A 23,400-nucleotide genomic window follows, 5' to 3' on the forward strand; every position below is an offset into this window, starting at 1 on the left:
TGTTGATTGTGCCTTAATTATTAATTGTGTGTTGGCCTAAACCTTAAATCTTTTAATTTGACTTGTGGCTTTAGAACAATCAACCACGAACAATTTTTCCTTTTTTCTTTTCCCCTCTCCGATTTCCTTCATCCGCCCCAACAAGATGCCGTTTTGCTCAACAATCCCCACTCACTTTATACCCCTATACCCTTATACCCTTATACCCTTATACCCATATACCTAATCCTCCCAGTCATCGGTGCGGAAGGAGGATGCCGGCAACCCCGCCTTGTTAAACAACGACGCCGCGCTGGTGTCATCCCAGGCGTAGCGGACGGCCACCGGATTCGGAACTTCCGGATGGGATACGACAATCGTGCTCTTCCGGACCTTTACATTTGCAGGATAGAATGTCCGGTCATTTCCGGCGATGCGAAAGTTGGCTGAACCGTCGCCGGTTATTTTCAGACCGCCGTCCGCATAATCGAAGTGCAGAATAACTTTCCCATCTATTTTCTCCATAGATGTATAGAGCGGGCCGGAGGGGATGGCATCTTTGCCGTATTCGTTCACCAACGCCCAGCGCGCCAGTCGCTTCCCGACGTCCTGTTTGTTGGCGGGATGGATATTGTCCGGGTTGCCGATATCCAGCGTGACCGCCATCCCCGTATACGGCACGGAAAGCGTTTCGAACTGGGCCTCCCGCAATCGCTGGGATGCAGTCTCCGGGCCGTAATCGTACGGCGCAATCTGGACGTAGTAAAACGGCATATTCTCCTGTCCGAATTGGTCACGCCAGTCCCGGATCATCGTTGGAAACAGCGTTTTGTACTGCTCCGGCCGGCCGGTGTTTGCTTCCCCCTGATACCAGATGACACCCCGGATCGTCAGTGGCGTTATCGGCGCAATCATGCCGTTATACAGGCACGAAGGCGTAGACGCACCCACGGTAATCGGAACCTCCGGGCGTTCAAAGAATTCGGCGGTTTCGATTCCGAACCGATAGTACTCACCGTTATGGAGTTCCGCTATCGGCAGGTATTTCCAATCGCCGGCCAGCGAAAGTGCCTCTCCTTTTTCATCGCCGGGATACAGCTGCATTTCTTTCGGGTCACCGTATATCCCACCGCCACCACCGGTATCGATGACGCGAACTGCGATGAGATTCTCACCGGATTTTACCAGGTCACCCGGCACCGTGTACATGCGGTCCTTTTGCCACACGCCCTCAACTTCATTCCTGCCAACTAGATTACCATTGAAGTATGTGGCATCCATATCATCGATTGGGCCTAATTCCAGAGTGAGCGGCTGTCCAGCCCACTCAGGCGGAACCGATATATTTTTCCTATACCAAACCACGCCGTCCCACTGCCCCATCCCGGTCTCTTCCCAGAGAGTAGGCTGCGCCATAGACCGCCAGTTTTCGTCGTCGTATCCCGGATTGGCACACTGTGCATCATTAAATTCGAGTGATGTGAACCGATCCTCTCCTGATGACTTAAATTGAACCGTCTCATGGGACGCTAGCCATCGGTTATACTTTAGTACGTCATCTCTGCTCGATTCAATTTTTTCCAGCGTTTCCCGCATTTCATCCACCGTACGGAGCGCTTCGGTACTCGTCCAGGCTTCAACAGGCGTGCCGCCCCAGCTGGCGTGAATCAAACCAATGGGGACTCCCAGCTCCGTATGCAGATTTCGACCAAAGAAGTATGCGGTGGCGCTAAATTCCGCCACAGACTCCGGAGTACAGACTTTCCACGTGCCATCGGTGTCCGTTAATTCTTGAGCAGAGATGGTTCGCTCAACGGTGTACAACCGGATATCCGGATAATCCGCAGCACTGATTTCCTCTTTGGAATTCTGAATGAGGTCATTCGGCGGCCAGCCCTGCATCGGCATCTCCATATTGGACTGTCCGGAGCAAAGCCAGACCTCGCCCAGCAGGACGTCTTCGAATGCCAATGTGGTGACTTTATTGGCGACTTCAAGCGAGTACGGCCCGCCCGTGTCCGTAGTTTTCAGCTGCACCGACCAGTCGCCGTTTTCATCGGCCTGTGCAGAGGCTTCACTTCCCCAAGATCCTGTCACCGTGATTATTTCACCGGGCTCTGCTTTTCCCCAGACGGTCACCTCCGCGTTCCGCTGGAGGACCATCTGATCCGAAAAAATCGCCGGCATTTCAATGGCAAAAGCCTCCAGCGCCACCAGCAGAGAAAGCAAACCGGTTTGCAGAATAATTTTCATGATCTTCCCCTCAGAATTAATCGTTTCTTCACGGCAACCACAAGGAGTGACCTCCACATAGATTCAGACAAAAGTGTGTTTGATTGCTATGAAATATATCTTTGGGAATGAACAGATGGAACGGAAAATTGCAAGATTTTGTACGTCGACGGATTACACTACAACACATGCCCTGTAATCGGAAACTGCTCTGGCGCCATGGACACCACAGTTCGGAATTACTTATTGTCCGGTAGGTTGGCATTCACATGTTCTGCCAGCTCCTCCGGACTGTCAGTACCAAGCCAGATCTTGCGCTTTTTATGTTTCAGTTTCAGCTCAAGGGCTTTGCGACCGGAGACGTTGTACAGGATCACGCCAGGCCGCAGACGAATGCCCCATCCCAGCGGAATGTAATTCTTCGGGCAGCAACTTTCGATTTTGTCAAAAGCGTAGGAACCGTGAATCAGGCCGATGCCAAAGGAAAACTTCACCGCCTCGTTCGTCACCTGGATTGTCAGATTGTAGAAGAGCAGAATAACGGCCGCAGAGATGAAAAGCACAAGTGGCATGACCTGTGGTTGCGTGTCGTTGAAAAAAACCAAAATATTCACGGCAATGATTACTCCGATGATCACCCAGCCGGTTTGCGTTTTTTTCATGAGATTACCTGTTGTTAATGAATGCTGAAATTTCCTTGACGAGTTCCGGATGGACGGGCAGATCCGGGTTCGTGTACGTGGCGATATTGGCGTTTTGATCGCCATCCACGGATTTCAGCACATGGTTCATATCATCGATGACGACCAATTCGGCATCGTTAAACGCCCCCGCTAATTTCTCGGCTTCGCTGATATCCACCTGGATGTCATTTCCACCCTGGACGATCAACGCCGGGCAACCCAGCTGCGCCATCAAATCCACCGGGACATAGTCGAACCAGGAAATCAGATACGGCTGAATCGGCTGCCGGAACAGCGCCTGGAGCGAGGGGGTCACCTTTTTGACGCGCATATCGTTTTTCAGGCTGTCAATCATCGCGACCACCTGATCGTACCACATCGGCGGCAGCTGCGGTTGCAGCTGCTTTTTCAGGATTTCGTCCGCCGGACTCCCGGCGCCGGCGATGGAGACGAATCCGTCGATTTCCGTATCCTGCGCCACAATCAGTCCGATGAGCGATCCCTCACTGTGTCCGATGATGTACACCTCGGAAAATCCGCGCTCCCGGAAATGGCGGATGATGGATTCGACATCTCTGGCAAACAGATCGATGGTCATTTCTGATTCGGGAAACTGGCTGCTCTTTCCGATGCTCCGCTTATCAAACCGCACGGTGGCGATGCCGTTATTCACCAATTCATTGGAGAGATACAGCAGACTGTTATTCGTCATGCTGGGCTGGTTGCCGTCCAGATCCGTGGGGCCGGAACCGGCTATAAAGACCGCCAGCGGCGGCGAATCAACTTCGCTGGGAACGGTGAGCACCGTGTGCAGCCGGACGCTGTCGGTCTCCACGTATACAGTGTCGACCTCCTGCGCCTGCAGGGGTACCCATGCCATAAGCAGCACCGCTACCCAAAGCAGATATCTCAATTTAGACGAGTCCCGCCAGCAGATAATTCGAGAACAGTCTGGTAAGAACGATTGATACGATAAATCCGAGAATAAAGAGTCCACCGGATTTTGCTCCTTTCAGGTTGGCCGAAATTTTAAAGGCGTTATACATGAGTGCGACAAGCCATATCGAAAGCAGAATAGTCAGCATCATAAGCAGGATTGCGAAGCCCATTTCCCATCCGGCCATGGCAACTGGGCCGTCTCCCATGCCCAGATTTTCCCAGAGAACGTATTGTCCGAATTTTTCAACACTCCCAAAAAAGCCGATGCCAGCCGCCGGGAGATACGGAAACCGCGCCAGGGCCTGGGTGCCGAATATATCCACAAGACGAACCGAGGAAGGGGAGGCGATGACCGCTGTGAGATACAGTACAACCGAAACGATGAACCAGTTGCCTGCTCCCTGGGAGACCAGGAACCAGAATGGCAAATCACCACTGATTTTTACCGAGAGGATGTCAGGGAAATGGGTGTTGCTGAAATAGGCGAGAACGGCAGTTACCAAAATAACAAGGACACCAGCTGCCAGCGCCCGGAATCCGGCGATAAACCGGAACGGATTAATCAGTTTCGTCAGCATCGGATTGCTGGCGTGTTTCAATTGTGTCAATTAGATCGTCCAGCATATTCCGGACGGTGGGATAACTCAGATTCAACTTTTTAGCCATCTTTTTCAGGCTCCCGCTGAACCGCACAAAGTCGAGTATAAATTCCTGTTCCTCCTGCGTCAACTTCAGCAGCAGTGGTAAATCGTATGAACCATTGATGGTCGTATCGCACGATTCGCAGGCCAGGCTCTGGACATTTAATTCCGATTGACAACTCGGGCACGTGATGGGGAGTTTTTTATCCATAGTTTAATTTTGTTTGTACTAATATACCATAAATTTAAACTTAACCAATACAAATATTAGTTAATCTTAAATTAACTTTAACTTTATTCAACTTTGAATTTTGTATAGAACATACCTATTGCATGGAAAACGCCGAATCTTACCCCAAAGATTTTGTGGGATTTTGGAGAATATTACATCATTAATGTTGGCGGATGTGGTTTTTTTCAGAGCGGTTCGACGTAGACATTCCGGAATTCGTGAACTACCGCCAGCGAAGAAAACAACGATTTAAAAAGAGGAGGGCCACCGGAATATACATCATCTAACATGGGAGGGAGTGGAGTAAGATATATCCCGGTGGTATTTGGGGAGTAATTAATGGGTGTTGATATCCATCTCACCAATGCCGGAGGAGACCAACAAATCCAGATGTTCCCCCGATTTGGTATAATTTCTGGAATAGTACACGCCATGTCTTTCAGTAAACCATCCGGAGCACTGGTAATCTGTCAGAAAGCCGGCCTTTTTCACCCGCATCCTTGTGGGGACGTTCCGGGGAATACTGACAGTCACAGCGCCGAGATTGTTATCGATGGACGCAGTGCCTTTCGTTGACTGGAGGCCGGCAAAATCTACGGTGAGTTCTCCGATGCCGTTATTGATTCTGGCTTTTTTAAATTGGGCATTTCCGAGGTTTTTCAGTTCGCTTTCTCCCACGGAAGTACTGATGGAGAGCCTCTCCATTTCCGTCTTATTCGGGAGTGCAAAATCAACAGTCAGTTCTCCGGCATAACTCTTGATTTTACAATTGCGTAGCGTAAGATCTCCCAGGTGATATTCCATCTCCCCTGCCTTGACGTGGGATTCAAAATCAATGACCGGTTTCGATGGTAATTCCACGTAAACTATCGGAGCGTGACCCTCATTGGAAGGGGCCATAAACGGATACTCCATCTCCAGACGGAATTCTCCCTCATTGGAATCGTAGGTGATCTCCGGAGTTGCCACTCCCGGATCATATTCAATTTTCACATAGAGGCCCCGGGGATTGTCACTTTTTGCAACGTTGATTTCACAGGCGTCGATCCGGATATCTACAGATAGTTTCGCCCCCTGAACCGAATACTCCTTCTCTATAGTTTCCGGGAGATCGTGTGCAATTCCGACATTAATTAATCCAAAGAGGAGCAATCCAATCCACGCAATATATAAACTTTTCATCTGACCCTCCTGATAAATTTTCTAAATTTTGTGTAATATCTTTAGAAAATTGCAACTTGTATGCCACAAAATCTGACCGTCGTATCAATCCCTAATACGTGCCGTTTGCAGTGGGATGAACGGGTTCTTCAGTGGTATAGCAACACTCAATCTGATATATTTATTATCAATTTGATATATTCCCGAATCGTTCGTCAGCGGACAGGTGGTGTTCCAATACGGACAAAAAAAATTCTCTGGTGACCAAATCCGGAGTTTTCTATCGAGTAGATTCACTGAATAGATCTTGAAAATTCTCTGTATCCAATTATCACTGACAGAAAAACAGTCGCCAGTTTCCTGTTACTGTCTTAGGTTATGCTTATTCTTTTTGGCAATTCCCACTGCCCGTTACCGGACAGCCAGATACCAGTGATAAACACAAATCGGAGACATCAATGAAAAAATACCTCTTTACGCTCATCGGACTGTTGCTCTTGCATCAAACTGCCGTGTTTTCTCAGAACAAGCAGGGCAATCCGTCCGAGAACCTGCCGCCGTATATCACACAGCTCACCCAGTTTGGTGAGCGGGCGGATTTTTCCCATGACGGGCAAACGATAATGTTCGTCGAAAAAACGTACGGCGACGTGTACGAATACGACATGGACACCGGGCAAATCGACCTGATTACGGGCCATTTTTATCATGGTGGCTTCACCAGGGCGTTGTACCTGGCAAACGGCGATGTGCTCCTCTCAGGCTGCACAAGTTTCGACGCCGATAATCCGCACGTAAACCGCCAGAAGAAGGCCGAACTTTGGGTGCTGGACAAAAACTACACCAAACCGCCGACCCGGCTCGGCGAGAAATGTTCCGAAGGGCCGGCTGTCTCCCGCACACAAATGAAGATCGCTTTCACTCAGGCGTATCCCCAATATCCGGACAAGATGGAGGAAAGCCAGTACGTCTTTTACCTCGCGGATATCGTCTATGACGACGGTACGCCGAAACTCGTCAATAAAAGGAAGATTCTGAACAACCGGGAGACCGAATTCTCGGACATGGAAGTGCAGAACTTCATCCCGCCCGAGGAAAAAGCCATCACCTTTTCCGCCTATGGATACAGAGGTACCGAAGTCATGACCCTGAACCTGGAGACCGGTGAAATCACCAACATGTCACAGGCGGATAACCAATACGATGAGCCGGAGGGGATTTTCCCCGATGGGAAACATACTCTGGTTGAGGACGACCGGGATACCGGCGCCGTAGATATCTACAAGCTGGCTCTGGATGGCAGCGGAGAACTGGAACGGGTGACCTTCTTCAGCGATTATAAAGGGTACAAGAGTTCCAATCCGGTGGTGAGTGATGACGGGAAATACATGGCATTTCAGACGGCATTCGCTGACGATCTGGCCGGCGTAGGATACGGCATCTTTCTGATGGATTTGGAGCAGTGGCGGGAGATGAACTAAGTTAAAGTGTTTACCAGTAGAGACAATCCTTGGATGGTGTGTGTAAACCGGGAATAATATCGCAGATGCATTCTTGTAGAGACGTTCCATGGAACGTCTCTACTGTGCTACATGAAATTACTCGTTATGCAACACACGCCCCACAACATCCTGTGAAAAATCAGTATACGATCGGTATTCGCCACGGAGCCAGAGCAGCACAGTTTTCTCCTTAGTCCATTGCGGCACGACAGGACGCAGATTATCCTCGGATGAATTTTGCGTGATCGGAGTCCATGCCCAGGTAGAACCACCATCGCTGGTAATTCCTTTGTAGACCTCGTAATGGCGCTGGCCGTCCGCCTGACTGATCAGAGGATCTCCGGTTTCCGGATCTGCATCTGTGGAGATAAATACCACGTCCGGATTATCCGGATCGATGGCGGCTAAACCACTGTAGTCATCCTCTCCTGAGTACAGTTTAGTCCCGGCATACGCCAGGGGATAATCCTGCCACTGCTCGCCGTCCCACCTGGCATACCGATACCGGATATCGTCGCCGCCCTGTCCCGGCGGCAGTCCCGCCGATCCGACCTGCACCGAATAGACAGCGCAGGGATTTCCGTTTCCGTCCAGCTCCAAATCCACCGACCAGGCCACATGATTCGAATCGCCCTGGAAGATCTTCGTGCCTTCTTCCGGTCTGGTGAGGCCTGCCTCCAGACTGCGGATGACCGATCCATCAGTGGCATGGAGATTTCCGTCGGAATAATAAATATGGTACAGACTGTTGTCATACACCCGGGGATGCCCCTCGGTATAGAGCATGTGAATCTCGTCCGTTCCGTTGGAAGTATAACGCACATACGGCCGGTGCCGCTGCTTCACCGGAACGTCGATAAACACGTTCCCGGTACTCCAGGTTTCGCCCAGATCATCGGAATACACGTAAGACGGCTTATACGTATCGTCCAAACCCCGGAAGAAGTCATACAGGCGGTTTCCTTCCGCTTTGAGCCGGTAGAGGTTGGAATAGGTCAGCATGGTGGATTCGCTGGGAAGATACGTCTGTATCGGACCCCAGGTGGTCGGAGCGGCCGGCTTGGAAATCCGGTAATAGAATCGGTTTTCGTTTCCATGTTTCGCAAAGAAGGTAAGAATGCGGCCGTCCGGGCGCACGTGGAAGACCGGAGAGTCGTGATCGTCGGCCTGGAGCTGATCGTACAACTCAACCCGGTCGGTTTCCCCGGATTTTATATTGTACACCAACGCTTCAACATCTCCTGTCCGGAGCGAGTCATACCGCCCCATCGCCACGGTGCCGACAATCAGTTTGCCATCATAAATCACCGCCCGCGGATCCTGAAACCAGCACCAGCCGCCGTCCTCGCTCAGGACGAACGGCTCGTTGGAATCTGTTTGTACACCGCAGGAGATGAGAAGTACCACACCAATAATCGCCGTAAATAATCTGTAAATTCGTGACACAGAATTGACCCTTTATCCGTAAGCAGGTTATCTATTGGTTAGGAAATGATCGCTAACTTCAAAGAATAAGTCTGAGTTCACGTCTGACTTCTCCAAATTATGCCGTTGATAAGACATACCGCGTTCAGCCTGAACAGGAATTGTGCTGAAATGTAAATCGAAAAATCGGAAAAATCAGGAAAAACCCCCTTGACCCTCACGTTACGTGATACCTTATATTTGTGTTGAACCAAAAAACGAATGGCAAAACGATGAAAGATTATACCGTAAAACAGCTGGCAGAAATGGCGGGGATCAGTGTGCGGACCCTGCACCATTACGACGAAATCGGACTCCTGGAGCCGGCGCACCGCACCCGGGCGGGATACCGCAAGTACGGCGAAGAAGAACTCTCTCGCTTGCAGCAGATCCTGTTCTACCGGGAACTGGATTTCCCACTGAAGGAGATCGGCGAGATTCTCGACTCTCCGGATTTCGATACCGTGGAGGCGCTGCAGCAGCATAAAGCAGCCCTGATCTCGCGACGTAAGCGGCTGACGCAACTGATCTCGACCATCGACAAAACCATAGCCAAGGAAACGGAAGGAGCACCCATGTCCCACGAGGAACTGTATAAAGGTATACCGAAAGAGAAAGCACAAGCCTGGCGGAAGGAAGCCAAAGATAAATGGGGTTCGGCCGTTGACCAATCCGAGGACTATCTGAAATCCCTCGGGAAGCAGGAGCTCGACGAACTCAAATCGGGCTTTGCCGAGTGCTGGCAGACGCTGGCCGAAATGAGCGACGGCGATCCGGAAAGCCCGGAAGTCCAGGCGGAAGTGGAAAAGCACTACCACTATATCCGCCGATTCTGGGGGACGACTGGTTCACCGGACGATCAAGCGGAACAGTATGTGGGGCTGGGCGAACTCTACAGAGCGGACAACCGCTACACCACCATCGAGGGGAAGGAATATCCGGGATTCGGCGAATTTATGAGCAGCGCTATGCGGTATTTCGCCGGGCAGAATCTGGATTAGTTTCATCCCAGCGAAATGGCAAGCTGCGCGATCGCTGGATTCTGACTACTCTACCAATGTACTATATTCGGCCTGAAGCGAATCCGGATTGATAGTATCCGGTCCACCGGCATGGAGCACCAGCCGGTATCGCAGCGTCAGTGGACTCTCCGTTGGCACTGCCACCGGCGCCCGACCGGGAAACACCGGATTTTGCATGCTGGCCTCGCTCCGCAGTATCCACGGCGGCGGAAAATTCGGCAGGGACGGATGGGTAAAGATCGTAATTCCCGATACCGATTCCTCGATAAATGAACCGGAAAAGTCCACCCACGGGCCGGCCTGCACGGCGGTGTTTTCCGGCGTTACCGCTCCCGAAGTACCGGTAAAGCGGATGCCTTTCGGCAAGCGAATGCGGGCGGAAAATCCGCCGTAGCCCTTCACATCTTCGGAGCCGCCGATTTTGACATGCCCATCCAAAGCACGAAGTTCGATGGTAAAATCTATTTTCCGTAGATCCGGCTGGCGTCTGTGGACTTCAATGGTGGTCGTCTCTTTCACAAAGGGCACCTGCTCTCCCTGCGCGTCTGTCCAACCGGGAGACATCCACAACACTTCCGCCTGGATCGCGATGGATTCCGGAAGCCCGTTTCTATCTATGGTAATCTTTTTAAAATCCCAGCGACAATCCTCCAATTCCCATTGATCGCCCACGCGCTTCCCATTGACATACACCTGATGCCACGCCCAGAAGATCCCCCGCTGGTGCAGGTGATCTTTCGGAAAATCCTCGGTCAGGACTTCGCCAGATAGTCCCCATAATGGGTGGATATAATTTGAACGAGTATACTCACCCCTATACGACCTAGGTGCCATTTGGTAAAACAGGATGCTGTCACCGCCCTCAGTGATTAGTACACCATCTCCGGCCCGGGAGGCAGTCAGGCCGTCCCCGGATATAGTCTGTGCGTTTCCGATTCGGACACAACATAGTCCGACCAATAGAATCAATACGCTCCCAATGAAGGCCAGCATTTTATTTGGAATATTCAGCATTTCTCTGCGCCCCTACGTTGCATATGAAAAAGACAGATCCCATTGCCGAATGTAACAGTTCTGAATTAAAATGTTCGTTAATTTCCGGTACAGGTAGTTTGAACAGAATTTCGGATTCAAATAAAGGTGGAAACAAGCCATTTTGTTTCAATCCTTGTTCTCATTGCCCCGCAGGGATCCCGTTGGGAGATTCGGTCTGTGGTGAAACCAGTGTTCACGTGTTATAGTGTTCCGGTGTTCGAGATGCAAACCGGGTTACCGTGTTATGGTGTTATCGTGTTACGGTTGGCACCTGTCACAGGGCTAGTGGCACAAGGTTCATATCCAGCGGTGACCGTCGGAGCGAGACAGGTCCAAACCAGGTCGGACCTGATCCCCGCTCACCCCCGCTTCACGGACTCTAAGCGAGCAACCACCCCCTTATACCCCTATACCCTTATCCCCCTTTTGTTGAGAATCCAGTTGCGCCAGGTTAATCACCGGGAATTTAATTTGACATATTCCAATGCGGAGAAATGTGAAGCACTCCGCAGACATTTCAAGACAGACGGGTATTCCCCGGTTGGGAGTACCCGGAGAGTCGGCTGAACTCTGCCAGGACGCCGGGCGGCTCTCTTCACGGGTTTTGAGCCTCGCCAGAGGCGAAATCCCGCGACGGCGGGATCAATCCTTGTTCTCATTGCCCCGAAGGGATCCCTACGGGAGATTCGGTCTGTGGTGAAACCAGTGTTCCGGTGTTCGGGTAAAAAAACAGTGTTTAAGTGTAATTGTTAAAGTATTAGTGTCCAAGTGTTCCACACAAATCCGTACTGCGTATTGCGTAATCAAGGCTCCCGTATTTGTTGTACGCAATACGTAGTACTTTTCCCTATACCTTATACCTCTATACCATTATACCCACTCCTTTTAGTCCAGTTGCGACAGTTTTTCTCCGGGGATTCAATCTGTCCTCTTCCAATGCAAAGATATGCGAAGTACTACGTCGTTATTTCAAGGTGGATGGGTATTACTTGGTTGGTGATATCCACAGAGTCGGTCGTGCCTTGTAAGCGCTCCGATCGTATCTCATCGCTGGTTTTGAGCCTCGCCAGAGGCGAAATCCCGCGACGGCGGGATCAATCCTTGTTCTCTCTGGATTCGGTCTGTGATTCCAGAACACACCCGCCATTAAGGAGGTGATTAATCTGTTTCAATCCTTGTTCTCATTGGATTCGGTTTGTGATTTTACGGAAGATGAACGCTCAAAGTATACAGAGCAAGGTTTCAATCCTTGTTCTCATTGGATTCGGTTTGTGATCTATTGTTAGTGATCCGGTATATATCGTTCTTCCAAGTTTCAATCCTTGTTCTCATTGGATTCGGTTTGTGATATATACGAGATTACGGTCGCACCGGATGATATTGGGTTTCAATCCTTGTTCTCATTGGATTCGGTTTGTGATTCACTCATCGCTACCGCTCCGGCTCCTGACTGAAGGTTTCAATCCTTGTTCTGTCTGGATTCGGTCTGTGATGCGGCAGAAATACCCGCCAGAGCGTTCAAACCCTGTTGTTTCAATCCTTGTTCTCTCTGGATTCGGTCTGTGATAAAAATCGCAGCATATCAGTGCTCCTCGTCTAATTGTTTCAATCCTTGTTCTCTCTGGATTCGGTCTGTGATGGGTATTGGTCTCGCCATTTGCCAGGCGATCCTTATAGTTTCAATCCTTGTTCTCTCTGGATTCGGTCTGTGATTGGAATTATGGGAGTTATCAGAGCGCCTGCCGCTGGCTGGTTTCAATCCTTGTTCTCTCTGGATTCGGTCTGTGATATCGATAACCAGGCGGAGGAAAAGATCCAGGCCGCGTTTCAATCCTTGTTCTCTCTGGATTCGGTCTGTGATCACCCCCGTCCCGGACGATCTGGAGATGGACATCAGGTTTCAATCCTTGTTCTCTCTGGATTCGGTCTGTGATTACAGATAGACCATTGTCTGCCAATCTGCCATATGGTGTTTCAATCCTTGTTCTCTCTGGATTCGGTCTGTGATAAAACACAGCAATGGATCTACCGGCAAGGGCAATATGTTTCAATCCTTGTTCTCTCTGGATTCGGTCTGTGATCCAGTAGCGTTTTCCGGTGACCGCCGAGAAGGTTTTGTTTCAATCCTTGTTCTCTCTGGATTCGGTCTGTGATAATCCCCGCCATGTTGCCATCCTTCAAGATCAGAATGTTTCAATCCTTGTTCTCTCTGGATTCGGTCTGTGATCTGCCGGGCCATCTGTTGCGTAAAATCCGAGCGCAGAAGTTTCAATCCTTGTTCTCTCTGGATTCGGTCTGTGATCTGGAGATCTGATAGTCTGAAAGAAAAGCCCGCCTACAGTTTCAATCCTTGTTCTCTCTGGATTCGGTCTGTGATTCCATATTAACGATGAGGGTATGCCTTTAGGAGAGTTTCAATCCTTGTTCTCTCTGGATTCGGTCTGTGATCTCGGCCAGACGGCCACTACGGACGAGACGCCCGGGTTTCAATCCTTGTTCTCTCTGGATTCGGTCTGTGATTTTGAAAAATCCTCCTCCGACATAATCATGGCATGGTTTCAATCCTTGTTCTCTCTGGATTCGGTCTGTGATTACTCCCAGAAACAAAGAAAGGCCGGGAACCCTTTGTGTTTCAATCCTTGTTCTCTCTGGATTCGGTCTGTGATCCATATCTCCTAAACTTCCCCCAGAGAACCCACTGTTTCAATCCTTGTTCTCTCTGGATTCGGTCTGTGATAGACCCCGGCCGCTTTCAACGCCTGCTTCAGTTTTTGTTTCAATCCTTGTTCTCTCTGGATTCGGTCTGTGATCTTTTGAATCCGTTCGATTTTGACATCCGTTCCCCCTTGTTTCAATCCTTGTTCTCTCTGGATTCGGTCTGTGATACGTGGAAAAAGGTCACTGTTCGGAAAATTCCACTGTTTCAATCCTTGTTCTCTCTGGATTCGGTCTGTGATCGAGACGTTGCTATTCAGGCGGGTTCTGTCCAATTCGTTTCAATCCTTGTTCTCTCTGGATTCGGTCTGTGATTGGATAAGCATTAGTCCTCCTCATCAAAATATTTTTCAGTTTCAATCCTTGTTCTCTCTGGATTCGGTCTGTGATGGTATATCATGCCGGACGCCCAGTTCGACCAACTCACCTGTTTCAATCCTTGTTCTCTCTGGATTCGGTCTGTGATGTACCAGCATCCCGATATAATCATAGACGGTATCGAGTTTCAATCCTTGTTCTCTCTGGATTCGGTCTGTGATCGCAAATATGCTGAAAATCGCTCAATCATGGGGGCTGTATGCACCTCCATGCTCGCATATTTTGGCGAACACCCGGTAAACAGACGGGTGATTTTATTGCGATTTTCCGGTCGATTGCAGGATTTCTCCTTTCGGTATCGTGTTGATTTTTCTTCATTTAACCTGAACTCGTTTTCATCATCTCTATAAATCGGCAGGATGCGGTCAGGTTTCCATCCGTTTGATGGTGCCGAAACCGTGGGAGACGGCCTTGCCGATTCCCAGGTAATCCGGCAGGTTGAAATTAACCTTGAAATAACCTTCAAAGCCGATGAACTGCACCTTTTTATACTCCACCGGACGGTCGGTTTGATGCAATGCGAGTTTCACTTCAAGTTGCTGCTCGATCCAATAATCAAGTCCTTTGGCCTGGGAAAGAATATTGCCGATCAGGATGCTTTTTAGTTTGTCAGCGCGTTGCTTGTTTGTCTCCAGCGTCTTATACTGCTCGTAATTTTTCTGGTTAAACGGTATCCAGGGCGTTAAAAATTCGTACTGATAAAATTGCTCACTCCCCCCGTAATCATATTTTGTCTGTTTCAGATTTTTTTCCAGCACCGGATAGGTCTTGTTAATCAGCTGGATTTCGTTAATCTCGGTGAACAGTTTTTGTATAACCGCATTCCCGTCTTTCACGCTGACAATCGTCGGAATATCGTCCAGAATTTTGTACTGGATCAGCGGATACCGGTTGCGGGATTTACCATTCTCATGGTTATGAATCAACGGATGGTCGTAAAACGCGCCGCCCAGGTATCCCCGAAGTTTGGCTGGCGGAATGGCTTTTTTCGCGGTGGTGATGCACTGGAATCTGTTGACGTGGAGTTGCATGGTGTTTTGGTTGCTTATGGATTCCTTCTTTAACCTCTTCAGTAATAAGATGCAATATAAATGAAATGTGAAATTCCTAGATTGATTACACTCCAATCAGAGATATCCAGTGTAGAGACGTTTCATGAAACGTCTCTACTAGGGAATATTCACGTTTCATATATCATCAATTTTCAGGTTTGTATTCATCAAATTCTTCGATTCCTGTCATATCATAGAGGTCGTAGTAACTGAATCCGGTTCAAGATTAAATCCGGTTTCTTTCGTATAAATATTCTCCTGTTTTGCGATTTCAAGCGGAACATATAATAAATTGTCATTGATTTCTGATTTAATATCCGCTGATTTATGATACGGTATTAATTGATTGGCGAATACGCTGATGGTATAATCCGCAAGTTTTTGGCGCAGGTATCTGATTTCACCCATAATATTTTTGCGTTCAGCAGAACGTCTTTCGGTATCAGATAATGATTTGTGAAGTTCGAGGAATCTCTGCAGATGCTGTTCCGATTTTGTATCAGTACAGATTATTACATCTTGCTGTTCGGCTCTCTGTTCGATTAGCTGGAAATCTTTGACTGCGGTTTCGTTCGCCATCTCTTCAGAATAATTTAGACGCTGCAATCCCTGCAACAACCGATTACTTTCTCCTACGAAATCAAAGCCGGAAAAGTAATCGTGGCTCATCCTCAGAAAATCCCGGCTTTCAAAGTGAGGGGCGTCTACGGTTTCTCCGGCCATTTGCATTAATTTCGGATCGTAGATCCCGGAATAATCCCTCCCGTTCTCGCGCTGAAGCCGCATTATATACATTTTTCCCGGTTCGTCCAATTCACCGTGCCGGTTGCATCGCCCTGCTACCTGAACAATACTGTCAAACGGCCCCATATCCCTATAGACGGTCTGAAAACTCAGGTCAATACCGGCTTCAATAAGCTGAGTCGAAACGCATATCACCTTCTCCTTCCGTGACAATAAATCCCCAATTTCGTGGATGATGGATTTTCGGTCGGCCGGAGTCTGTAAGGTCGTTAAACATTTAATCTTATATTGAGCTGAATGCTGCGGGTTTTCAGAAATACGGTTGTAGATTTCCAGTGCCGATTTTTTTGTATTACATACGATCAGTCCCGAATCGCCGGAAAACCCGTCATTGAATTTCTGTATAAACTTATCAATTGTTATTCCGGAGAGTCCGTTAATTTTTTCGACAATTACCCTGTTGAATAAGGGGTGCTCAAAATATTTATCGCTCTCCACAAGGGCGACGCTTTGTTCCGGAGAAAAGATGTGTGGCTGAGTAGCCGTCATCAGGAAAATATAGGTGTCGAATTTTCGGGCAAATATTTCAAATACTTTGCCGACCAGCGTATGGTAATCAGCGGGAATATTCTGCACTTCATCCAGAATAATAATGCTGTTCACAATATTATGAAATTTCTTGAGCCACCGGTTTTGGTATCCGATGATGCTTTGAAACAGTTGTACAAATGTGGTGACGATATTGCCCGCATCCCATAACTCATTCAGCATCCGGTCATCATAATAGTTGGCATAGTCCTGTGAGATTTCGCTATCCCTTTTTTCGCTCCGAATGATTTCCATCGGCGATAGATAGTGATGCTTCAAAAGATATTTGGTGGGGGTTTCCGTAAAAGCGTCTTCCAAAGACCACGCGAGCAACTGTTCGAATTCTTCATAATTTTGGTCGATAATGGAGGTAAACGGCAGAGCATAAATAATTCGCCGAGATGGCTCCAGCTGGCGTTTCAGATTGTTTGCCGCCCCAAATGCAGCATAGGTTTTACCGATACCGGTTGGAGCAGTGATGGTGTAAATATGGTTATCCGGATTAAGCTGCTGGTTTGCGGTAACCTCGCGAAAGAACGCATTCCGCTGGGCATTTAACGGTTTTTCAGGATTAAATTTACCAGGATACCCTTCCCGGAGATGCTCCAAATACTTATCAACCTCAACCACTAGTTCGCAGGCATTCTCAAAATAATCCACATCCAGTTTGCCGGCCGCCTTCTTGTCCGAATCAATCAATACGGAAAACAGGAAATTCGACAGCAGAAAAACTTCAATTTGCTGTTCTTCCTCGAAATCGTTCAATCCATAATGCAAATCCCTGGAAACCTTTCGTGAAAAATCCCGCTCAATTATCTCCTCTTCCACCAGAGAAGACAGTACATCAAATACTTCCAGGAATTCAAGGTCGTATTCTTGCAAAAGTGTACTATACATTTCAGCAACAGCCGAAAATTGTTTGTCCTGAATATTTTTCAGTTGTTTCTGCACCGAGGCATTCAGGGTAAACGGGTTTTGTGGTGATTGCAAATTTCCGTGATGGTATCGCACTGTCAGATACGCCAGCAGCGGGGCTATAGACTTTTCAGGAAATCGCTCCTGTACGAGGACATACGCAAATAAGGAAGAAATTGGAGCATGGTGGGTATGATTACCGTCAACTGAATGCGGTGGCAATAATCCTTGGAAATAAGTAGTAGATTTTCCGAAATCATGGGCAATTCCGATGAGATAACTGAGATCGTCAATTTCATTTTTCGAAAATAATGAAAAGTTTAGATTTTTATCCTGAACGACCTGTCTTGAATTCTCGGCTACCTGGCTAAGATGATCCTGCATTGACGTTTCCGGATGCGACTTTAGCATCATGAGACAAAAGGTGTATAGAAAGAGATGGTTTTGTCCCGGACTCGAAACGCTTCCTTAAACCTACCCGGAACGCCTTTGCCACTCATTTCAAAAACGGTATTTACCATGGAATCCTGTTCGCGTCCTACATCAATTTTTCGCATGGTGTTCGGCATGGAGGCACTGTTGATGTCAAACCCAACCGTGTCACTTAACCCGGAAATGTTTTCCTCGAATGTCAGAGAATCCAGCTTTCCAGAAAAATCTGTCAGGAATTGAATATCCGATTCAGGGATCATTCCCGCGTCCTCCACGTATCCTCGAAATGCTCGTTGTCCGAGATATACACCGTAGCCGAGGTTATGGTTTTTACAGCGATGGAACAAGCTATCGAAGAGTTCAGCATTTTCATGCCAACAGTAGATGCGGAACCGGAGTCTTTCCTCTCTGGGCAGGAGCAGTTCCAAGCGTACCTGGGTCGGCCCACCCTCCTTTTTTACGTAATTCATACAGGAGACCTGCTTCCGCACAGGACTTAGCAGCTGCACTCCGATTTTCGATTGTTGTGGTGAGAATGTCTCGTAGTACGTATCTCTTGGCATTTCCAGGATAGAGGCAAGGATTCCCGTTATCACCGTGCGGGGTGGCACCTCGTAGGTCAACGAGGAAATATTGGAGTAGTACTTTTTAAAGTGCGCAATTTTCCCGGTGAGCTGGAATGTCAGTAATCCGGGAATTTTCGGTTCGGACATATACGATCCTCATTAGCCTGAATTCTTCATGATACGAAAAAAATCAGTGGTTCATATTGGGCTTAAAATTAATATCTATAGTGGAGTAGAGACGTTCCATGGAACGTCTCTACACTCGATCTGTCGTTTTATGAATTATTCAGATTAGTAACTCAATTCCTGAAATTTCGCAGATTCCAGATCCAACCCGTCAATACTTAAATTTCCATCTTTCCAGTAATGAATCTTTTGGATTTTGCCGTCGAACTTACCAAGATATGCCTGTAGTTCGGTTGCGTCTACGGTACACTCCTTGATGGATCGCAATTCAGGTTCGGGCACGGAGGTTTCCAGATGAACGAATTCACGGAGATCGTTTAGTACGGTCTGATTATCTGTCATTTCAACCCGCAGATACAACCGGGGTGTCTGTCCGATTTTTGACCGCGTCCGGTTCAACGGGATAGACTTGATGATAGCTTCGTCCAGCAATTGCACATCCTCCTCTGTCATTCGGGTATCCTGTGCTACGTTGGCATTAATACCACCACTGAACGCCAGAAAGGAGTAATTAACGCGGTAATCTTTGCCGATACCAGCGCCGTGCTCGCTTTTCCCGGTTTGCAGATGCGAAGTAATGGTTTTGCTCTCCTGCAATTCATGGATAGTATTCAGCGAATAGCCCCAGTTGAATTGCACCGGGCCTGTAAATGTCGATGAGGCACCACGTCCTTCTTCTACCTGAATCGGAATTGTTGCGCCAAATATTCGGATATCGACGAGGTCAAAGAGGTTATCTCCGATTTCTTCCAAACCCTTTACTTTCTTCAAATCATCGAGAGTTAGGTCTTCTTCCTTCTTTCCATCCAAATGCGTCAGTTTGAAAAGTGCCAGCGAATCCTGCGCACGTAATCCAGCATCGACGAGTTTTCGGACAAAGATTGGTAATTCTTTGACCTGCATCAGGTAATCCCTGATATATCGTTTCAGCCGCACGTCACTCACGAGATTCCGGCCGGCCTCCCAGTCCATTCTCGGCTTATTCTCGTTGTCCATATCACCGTTGGGATTACACTGTTTTGCATCATACAGAAACAATATTTCCGAGTTGCGAGATAAATTCGCCATTATGATTTCTCCTCTGCCTGTTTTTCTCTTGCCGCTTCGATGCCGATATATTTGCCCAGCGAGATACCCGTCAGGATATAAAACACAACCTCATCTTTTGTCAGTGAGGAATTTTCTATCCCCTGCAATCGGTCGATCATGGCCGCATGTCGGAGGGTATTATACCGGTATTCATCATATAATTTAAGGTATTCGGATATTTCATTAACGAACGTTGAAAGTCGTCTCACGGGCATACCGTCAAAATTCAATTTATCCAACACTGTGCTAGACTTATTTTCCTGTTGTTGTTTATACAAGATGCCATTCATGAGGGAACCCAGCAGAACTAATCCCTGGCGATGCGGCTGCCCTTTGTAAATATTTTCATGCACCTCGAAAAACTTCTGAATCTCGTCATCGGGTATCTCTGTAAAAATTTTTGCCTCTCCATTCATTTGCCGACTCCCTTGCAGTTTTGCATTTGCCGAAAAGACAGATAACAGGATATTCATATCCAATGGTCTTTTAAGTATCCCCAGATCACGTTCGTTTTTATGATAGGTTTTGTGGAAAATATCGTTGAATCTGCGTAGTAGATAACGGTATTGTACCGGCGCGCCTTTTACTAAAGATCCAAATAGTCTAACTAATTCTTTCCTGTAGATTTCACTATCCGGATTTTTCCCATGAGAAAATCGGTTCGGGAAAAGTAACCAATACAGCGAATTTAAGGTAATTGGTGTGTCGAATAAATTTATATAAAAGGTTTGGTGTAGATTCCTGATTGTTCCAAAAAGACTATGGAATTGTTGGAATTCTACATCAGGAATACTTTCAACGACATTAAATGACGCCTGGTCTAACCAGTAAAATAGAAAATCGAACCGTGTATTGGTTGTCAGCATTTCATCAATTAATTTATCATGAGAACGCAATTCTTCGTGCAAATCAGAGGAGCGATAATTCAGAATACTTTGAATATAACTTACCTGTGCATCCAGGTTTTGAGACTTTTTTATCGTTTGAACATTGGGAATCAGATAATACTTCACGCGAAACAAGGTATCCTGAAAATGCTGTTGTGTATGATCGATTCCTGTCATAAGCCAGGAATAGCACTCTTCACATGAGGCAAAAGATTTGTACGCTGACTTCTGTTCTAAATTTTCAAAAAATATGGTATCTGTCGTTCCATAAAACTTAGTAGGGATATTTATCTTTCCCGTAACCGGTTTTGTCTGTCCACAAAGGGAACAGACTGCTTCAGATTGAACCATAGGTTCCGTATCCTGGAAAAACCGTTGAAAACGTTCATAATACACCACATCGATATAGTCCCGGGCAAATCGACCTTTATGAAAGTATTTACCATCGACCTTGAGAGAACAAATATTAATATTATTGGCAAAACCTTTTCGGGTTTGCCCATAGATATCTTTGCTTACTAACTCCAGAAATGCACTTTTCACTTTAGTAAATTTATCTTCAGCGTCACCTAAATAACCATGAAATGACTTCAGCTGCCCTGAGTCCAGTTTTTGGAAGTTCAGGCAAGATTTGCCATCCGTAGTAGTTGTGTAAAACTGCGAATGAATCGATTCGATATATTGCCGGAAATCCGGAAATTTTCCCGACAATTTATCATCTAAATACGAAAGCATTTCATCAATGGAGGTGAGATGGTAATAAAGGTTATTAGTACAAAAATAGATTTTTTTACTACGTTGTCCCAATAATTCAAACGCAAAAAAATCTGTTCTGTTCTCAGGAATGAGTTCTTTCCCGAGCTCCAGTTTAATCTGATCTTTATCGGGGAGTAGATTGACTACTATTTCGTACGCATTCTGGGACTCATCCAACCCGAATGGATGGTCAGGCATAATAGTCTGTGAATCAAGAAAAGCCTTCCGGCTTTCCTCTGGTGGCAGATCCTGTAACTTCGCTTTTCCAATGGAATAACATGACTCAATCATTGAACTCTCCGCAACTCACTGCACGCAAATCCCGTGATAGCAACAATCGATACAGCGTTTTTTATACTTTGTAGACTGCGGAAACCATCCGTCCCTGATGACTGTGCGAATACTGGAGATGGTCTCTTTGGCGTGTGCTTTTAAGGTATCGGTAATGGGGACGTCAAGCAACTTGTTTTTGCTTCGGGTGTACACCAGATAGCCGGTTTTGACCGGCTTGCCGTAATTCTCCTCGATCAGCAATCCGTAGATCGCCGTCTGGTATTTGTAAGTCTGGTAAATCCGCCCCTTGTACTCCGCGTACTTGTAATCCAGCGGCGCCATGGTGCCGTCATCCAGCGTCAGTATTTCATCCACAATGCCTCGAACGCCAAGGTTGTCCGAATGCAGTTTGACTTCCGTCTGCTTGTCCGTTACGCCCCGTTTCTTCCGCAGGTAATCTGGGTTTTGCGCAGCCTTTTTCTTATGGATACTCCGACCTTTTTGCACCTTCCAGCGGCTTCCCTGATTTTCCGGAATATCCAACACGTTTTCAAAATAGATAAACCGCGGACAGTACAGGTATTCCAGCATATCGGACGGGGTGATGTAGAATTGGTGTGTGTTGTTCATTCTGTCCTTATTCCCGTAGAGACGTTTCATGAAACGTCTCTACTATACTCCGATACACCCTCTAATTTATACCTTTCTAACCTTTGTCTTTGGTAGAGACGTGCCATGGCACGTCTTTACATTCCTGGATCCTTCATGCAAATTCTGACGCTAACAGCCCTGTCTGGGACTGTCAGCGCCAGGGTTTTTTATACCATCTTCGTCGATAGCTGGTCGGCAATCAATTTCCGGTCGAATTCCTGTCCCACCAGCGCCACCTTCTTGAAATCCTCCTCGCACATGGGGAACAGGTAGACGGCATCCGTCTTTTCGTTGATTAGCTCTTCCGCCTTCAATTGCATTTCGTCCATCTGGTTTTTGTTTACATCACCGAGAAACGCGGAATACTGCACCCGGTACAATCCGTACTGTTCGCACGCATCCGCCATCTTTTTCCGGGCCTTATCTTTGCTGATGTCGTAGATGATCCAGAGGAGCATTGGTTTGTCTCCTGAAATGTTTTATGCCACCAGTAGAGCCGTGCCATGGCACGGCTCTACACAATAGGTGCATTCGTGTCCGTTAACCAATCTATTCAATGTCATTGTAGAAACCAGTTATTGTAGAGACGTATCATGATACGTCTCTACTGTAACATCCTTCAAGTTAAAACCTATCACTTATTCAAATTCCCCGGGTGATACCGATCCTCCTCCCAATACTCCGGGTTGGTGCGGATGTATTCGTTGATTCGTTCCAATGATGTATTATTACGCACAATATGATCATGAAATCCCGGCTGCCAGGCGAATGTGCCGTGGCCGTTATTCTTGCACCAAGTACGTATGGCGCCTTTGAAATGGTTGATGATGATGGACAGGGAACCGGATTTGGGTGAAATTTCAGCCATAAATTTTATACGGCTAGCTGGCCCGTTCCCTTGTAGAGACGTGCCATGGCACGTCTCTACTTCTGATACTTCTTTCGAATCATTGGTTCCAGCTTGATGCAACGTCTCTACTGGCCTATTTTTATCAATACTTCCTTTAGTCAGTTGCATCGTCAAATGCACATGATTCGGCATCACAATAAATTCGCCAAGTTGGACATGCGGCTGATGGGTCGGAATTTCATACCAGTATTTCCAGACAGTGCATCCGAGTTCCGACAATCCCATTATTTTATTGCGGATGTCACCGAAATATTCAATTCCTTCATAGGTGCAGATAGTTACAAAATACCAACCGGGTGTGCGGTAGTCCCAGCCCTTTAACCGATGAGAATCGATGCGGTATTTGTTTCTGAAATAATCGGGCATTT

General features: G+C 47.5%; 18 protein-coding genes and 1 CRISPR repeat array. Of the genes, 2 read left to right on the forward strand and 16 right to left on the reverse strand.

The window, feature by feature from the left end:
* Nucleotides 1-222: 222 nt before the first annotated feature.
* From K9N57_06085 to K9N57_06110, 6 genes are all read right to left on the reverse strand, one after another.
* Nucleotides 223-2,232, reverse strand: coding sequence for a glycosyl hydrolase family 2 (locus K9N57_06085; GenBank protein MCF7803738.1), 2,010 nt, complete (start codon nucleotides 2,230-2,232; stop codon nucleotides 223-225).
* 218 nt (nucleotides 2,233-2,450) lie between these two features.
* Nucleotides 2,451-2,873 carry a hypothetical protein gene (locus tag K9N57_06090; GenBank protein MCF7803739.1) on the reverse strand — a complete coding sequence of 141 codons (423 nt, stop codon included), beginning with the start codon at nucleotides 2,871-2,873 and terminating at the stop codon, nucleotides 2,451-2,453.
* Nucleotides 2,874-2,877: 4 nt separating this feature from the next.
* Nucleotides 2,878-3,774: an alpha/beta hydrolase gene (locus tag K9N57_06095; GenBank protein MCF7803740.1), complete on the reverse strand. Its 897-nt coding sequence runs from the start codon at nucleotides 3,772-3,774 to the stop codon at nucleotides 2,878-2,880.
* 34 nt (nucleotides 3,775-3,808) lie between these two features.
* Nucleotides 3,809-4,441: a hypothetical protein gene (locus K9N57_06100; protein ID MCF7803741.1), complete on the reverse strand. Its 633-nt coding sequence runs from the start codon at nucleotides 4,439-4,441 to the stop codon at nucleotides 3,809-3,811.
* Entirely contained in the window at nucleotides 4,392-4,685 is a 294-nt protein-coding gene (locus K9N57_06105) for a DUF2089 domain-containing protein (GenBank protein MCF7803742.1), read from the reverse strand. Before K9N57_06105 ends, K9N57_06100 begins: the two co-directional genes overlap by 50 nt.
* 357 nt (nucleotides 4,686-5,042) lie before the next feature.
* Nucleotides 5,043-5,888 (reverse strand): hypothetical protein, encoded by an 846-nt coding sequence (locus K9N57_06110; GenBank protein MCF7803743.1) that lies wholly within the window; start codon nucleotides 5,886-5,888, stop codon nucleotides 5,043-5,045.
* A gap of 437 nt (nucleotides 5,889-6,325) precedes the next feature.
* Between K9N57_06110 and K9N57_06115 the strand changes: the two genes are divergently transcribed.
* Nucleotides 6,326-7,348 (forward strand): hypothetical protein, encoded by a 1,023-nt coding sequence (locus tag K9N57_06115; protein ID MCF7803744.1) that lies wholly within the window; start codon nucleotides 6,326-6,328, stop codon nucleotides 7,346-7,348.
* A gap of 117 nt (nucleotides 7,349-7,465) precedes the next feature.
* On the opposite strand, the gene K9N57_06120 is transcribed toward K9N57_06115, so the two are convergent.
* Nucleotides 7,466-8,815: a BNR repeat-containing protein gene (locus K9N57_06120; protein ID MCF7803745.1), complete on the reverse strand. Its 1,350-nt coding sequence runs from the start codon at nucleotides 8,813-8,815 to the stop codon at nucleotides 7,466-7,468.
* 251 nt (nucleotides 8,816-9,066) lie between these two features.
* Here K9N57_06120 and K9N57_06125 point away from each other — a divergent pair, with 251 nt between their 5' ends.
* The gene (locus K9N57_06125; protein MCF7803746.1) at nucleotides 9,067-9,834 is read left to right on the forward strand and encodes a MerR family transcriptional regulator; all 768 of its coding nucleotides are present in this window, start codon (nucleotides 9,067-9,069) and stop codon (nucleotides 9,832-9,834) included.
* 45 nt (nucleotides 9,835-9,879) lie between these two features.
* Here K9N57_06125 and K9N57_06130 read toward each other — a convergent pair whose 3' ends face one another.
* The 9 genes from K9N57_06130 to K9N57_06170 all read right to left on the reverse strand — a co-directional run bounded on the left by K9N57_06130 (nucleotide 9,880) and on the right by K9N57_06170 (nucleotide 23,398).
* Nucleotides 9,880-10,869, reverse strand: coding sequence for a PmoA family protein (locus K9N57_06130; GenBank protein ID MCF7803747.1), 990 nt, complete (start codon nucleotides 10,867-10,869; stop codon nucleotides 9,880-9,882).
* 1,112 nt (nucleotides 10,870-11,981) lie between these two features.
* Nucleotides 11,982-14,144: direct repeats of the CRISPR family, unit length 37 nt; unit sequence GTTTCAATCCTTGTTCTCTCTGGATTCGGTCTGTGAT.
* A 204-nt stretch (nucleotides 14,145-14,348) separates the two neighbouring features.
* A complete protein-coding gene (locus K9N57_06135) occupies nucleotides 14,349-15,014 on the reverse strand; it encodes a DNA repair protein (protein ID MCF7803748.1) in 666 nt (221 codons plus the stop codon).
* 207 nt (nucleotides 15,015-15,221) lie between these two features.
* Nucleotides 15,222-17,666 (reverse strand): CRISPR-associated helicase Cas3', encoded by a 2,445-nt coding sequence (cas3, locus tag K9N57_06140; GenBank protein ID MCF7803749.1) that lies wholly within the window; start codon nucleotides 17,664-17,666, stop codon nucleotides 15,222-15,224.
* A 26-nt stretch (nucleotides 17,667-17,692) separates the two neighbouring features.
* Nucleotides 17,693-18,427 (reverse strand): CRISPR-associated protein Cas5, encoded by a 735-nt coding sequence (cas5, locus tag K9N57_06145; protein ID MCF7803750.1) that lies wholly within the window; start codon nucleotides 18,425-18,427, stop codon nucleotides 17,693-17,695.
* Nucleotides 18,428-18,571: 144 nt separating this feature from the next.
* Nucleotides 18,572-19,534: a type I-B CRISPR-associated protein Cas7/Csh2 gene (cas7b, locus tag K9N57_06150; protein ID MCF7803751.1), complete on the reverse strand. Its 963-nt coding sequence runs from the start codon at nucleotides 19,532-19,534 to the stop codon at nucleotides 18,572-18,574.
* Entirely contained in the window at nucleotides 19,534-21,489 is a 1,956-nt protein-coding gene (gene cas8b / locus K9N57_06155) for a type I-B CRISPR-associated protein Cas8b/Csh1 (GenBank protein MCF7803752.1), read from the reverse strand. The genes cas7b and cas8b overlap by 1 nt, the downstream gene beginning before the upstream one ends.
* 15 nt (nucleotides 21,490-21,504) lie before the next feature.
* Entirely contained in the window at nucleotides 21,505-22,101 is a 597-nt protein-coding gene (cas4, locus tag K9N57_06160) for a CRISPR-associated protein Cas4 (protein MCF7803753.1), read from the reverse strand.
* A gap of 188 nt (nucleotides 22,102-22,289) precedes the next feature.
* Nucleotides 22,290-22,580 carry a CRISPR-associated endonuclease Cas2 gene (cas2, locus tag K9N57_06165; GenBank protein ID MCF7803754.1) on the reverse strand — a complete coding sequence of 97 codons (291 nt, stop codon included), beginning with the start codon at nucleotides 22,578-22,580 and terminating at the stop codon, nucleotides 22,290-22,292.
* 176 nt (nucleotides 22,581-22,756) lie between these two features.
* Entirely contained in the window at nucleotides 22,757-23,398 is a 642-nt protein-coding gene (locus K9N57_06170; GenBank protein ID MCF7803755.1) for a transposase, read from the reverse strand.
* Nucleotides 23,399-23,400: the final 2 nt, after the last annotated feature.

Source organism: Candidatus Neomarinimicrobiota bacterium (assembly GCA_021734025.1).
Taxonomy (GTDB): Bacteria; Fidelibacterota; JAANXI01; order JAANXI01; family JAANXI01; genus JAANXI01.

What these genes read in the sequence shown, in the direction of transcription:
- K9N57_06085 (MCF7803738.1), bottom strand. Translation starts at nt 2,232, where the DNA reads ATGAAAATTATTCTGCAAACCGGTTTGCTTTCTCTGCTGGTGGCGCTG.
- K9N57_06090 (MCF7803739.1), bottom strand. Translation starts at nt 2,873, where the DNA reads ATGAAAAAAACGCAAACCGGCTGGGTGATCATCGGAGTAATCATTGCC.
- K9N57_06095 (MCF7803740.1), bottom strand. Translation starts at nt 3,774, where the DNA reads ATGGCATGGGTACCCCTGCAGGCGCAGGAGGTCGACACTGTATACGTG.
- K9N57_06105 (MCF7803742.1), bottom strand. Translation starts at nt 4,685, where the DNA reads ATGGATAAAAAACTCCCCATCACGTGCCCGAGTTGTCAATCGGAATTA.
- K9N57_06110 (MCF7803743.1), bottom strand. Translation starts at nt 5,888, where the DNA reads ATGAAAAGTTTATATATTGCGTGGATTGGATTGCTCCTCTTTGGATTA.
- K9N57_06115 (MCF7803744.1), top strand. Translation starts at nt 6,326, where the DNA reads ATGAAAAAATACCTCTTTACGCTCATCGGACTGTTGCTCTTGCATCAA.
- K9N57_06125 (MCF7803746.1), top strand. Translation starts at nt 9,067, where the DNA reads ATGAAAGATTATACCGTAAAACAGCTGGCAGAAATGGCGGGGATCAGT.
- K9N57_06130 (MCF7803747.1), bottom strand. Translation starts at nt 10,869, where the DNA reads ATGCTGAATATTCCAAATAAAATGCTGGCCTTCATTGGGAGCGTATTG.
- K9N57_06135 (MCF7803748.1), bottom strand. Translation starts at nt 15,014, where the DNA reads ATGCAACTCCACGTCAACAGATTCCAGTGCATCACCACCGCGAAAAAA.
- cas3 (MCF7803749.1), bottom strand. Translation starts at nt 17,666, where the DNA reads ATGCAGGATCATCTTAGCCAGGTAGCCGAGAATTCAAGACAGGTCGTT.
- cas5 (MCF7803750.1), bottom strand. Translation starts at nt 18,427, where the DNA reads ATGTCCGAACCGAAAATTCCCGGATTACTGACATTCCAGCTCACCGGG.
- cas7b (MCF7803751.1), bottom strand. Translation starts at nt 19,534, where the DNA reads ATGGCGAATTTATCTCGCAACTCGGAAATATTGTTTCTGTATGATGCA.
- cas8b (MCF7803752.1), bottom strand. Translation starts at nt 21,489, where the DNA reads ATGATTGAGTCATGTTATTCCATTGGAAAAGCGAAGTTACAGGATCTG.
- cas4 (MCF7803753.1), bottom strand. Translation starts at nt 22,101, where the DNA reads ATGAACAACACACACCAATTCTACATCACCCCGTCCGATATGCTGGAA.
- cas2 (MCF7803754.1), bottom strand. Translation starts at nt 22,580, where the DNA reads ATGCTCCTCTGGATCATCTACGACATCAGCAAAGATAAGGCCCGGAAA.
- K9N57_06170 (MCF7803755.1), bottom strand. Translation starts at nt 23,398, where the DNA reads ATGCCCGATTATTTCAGAAACAAATACCGCATCGATTCTCATCGGTTA.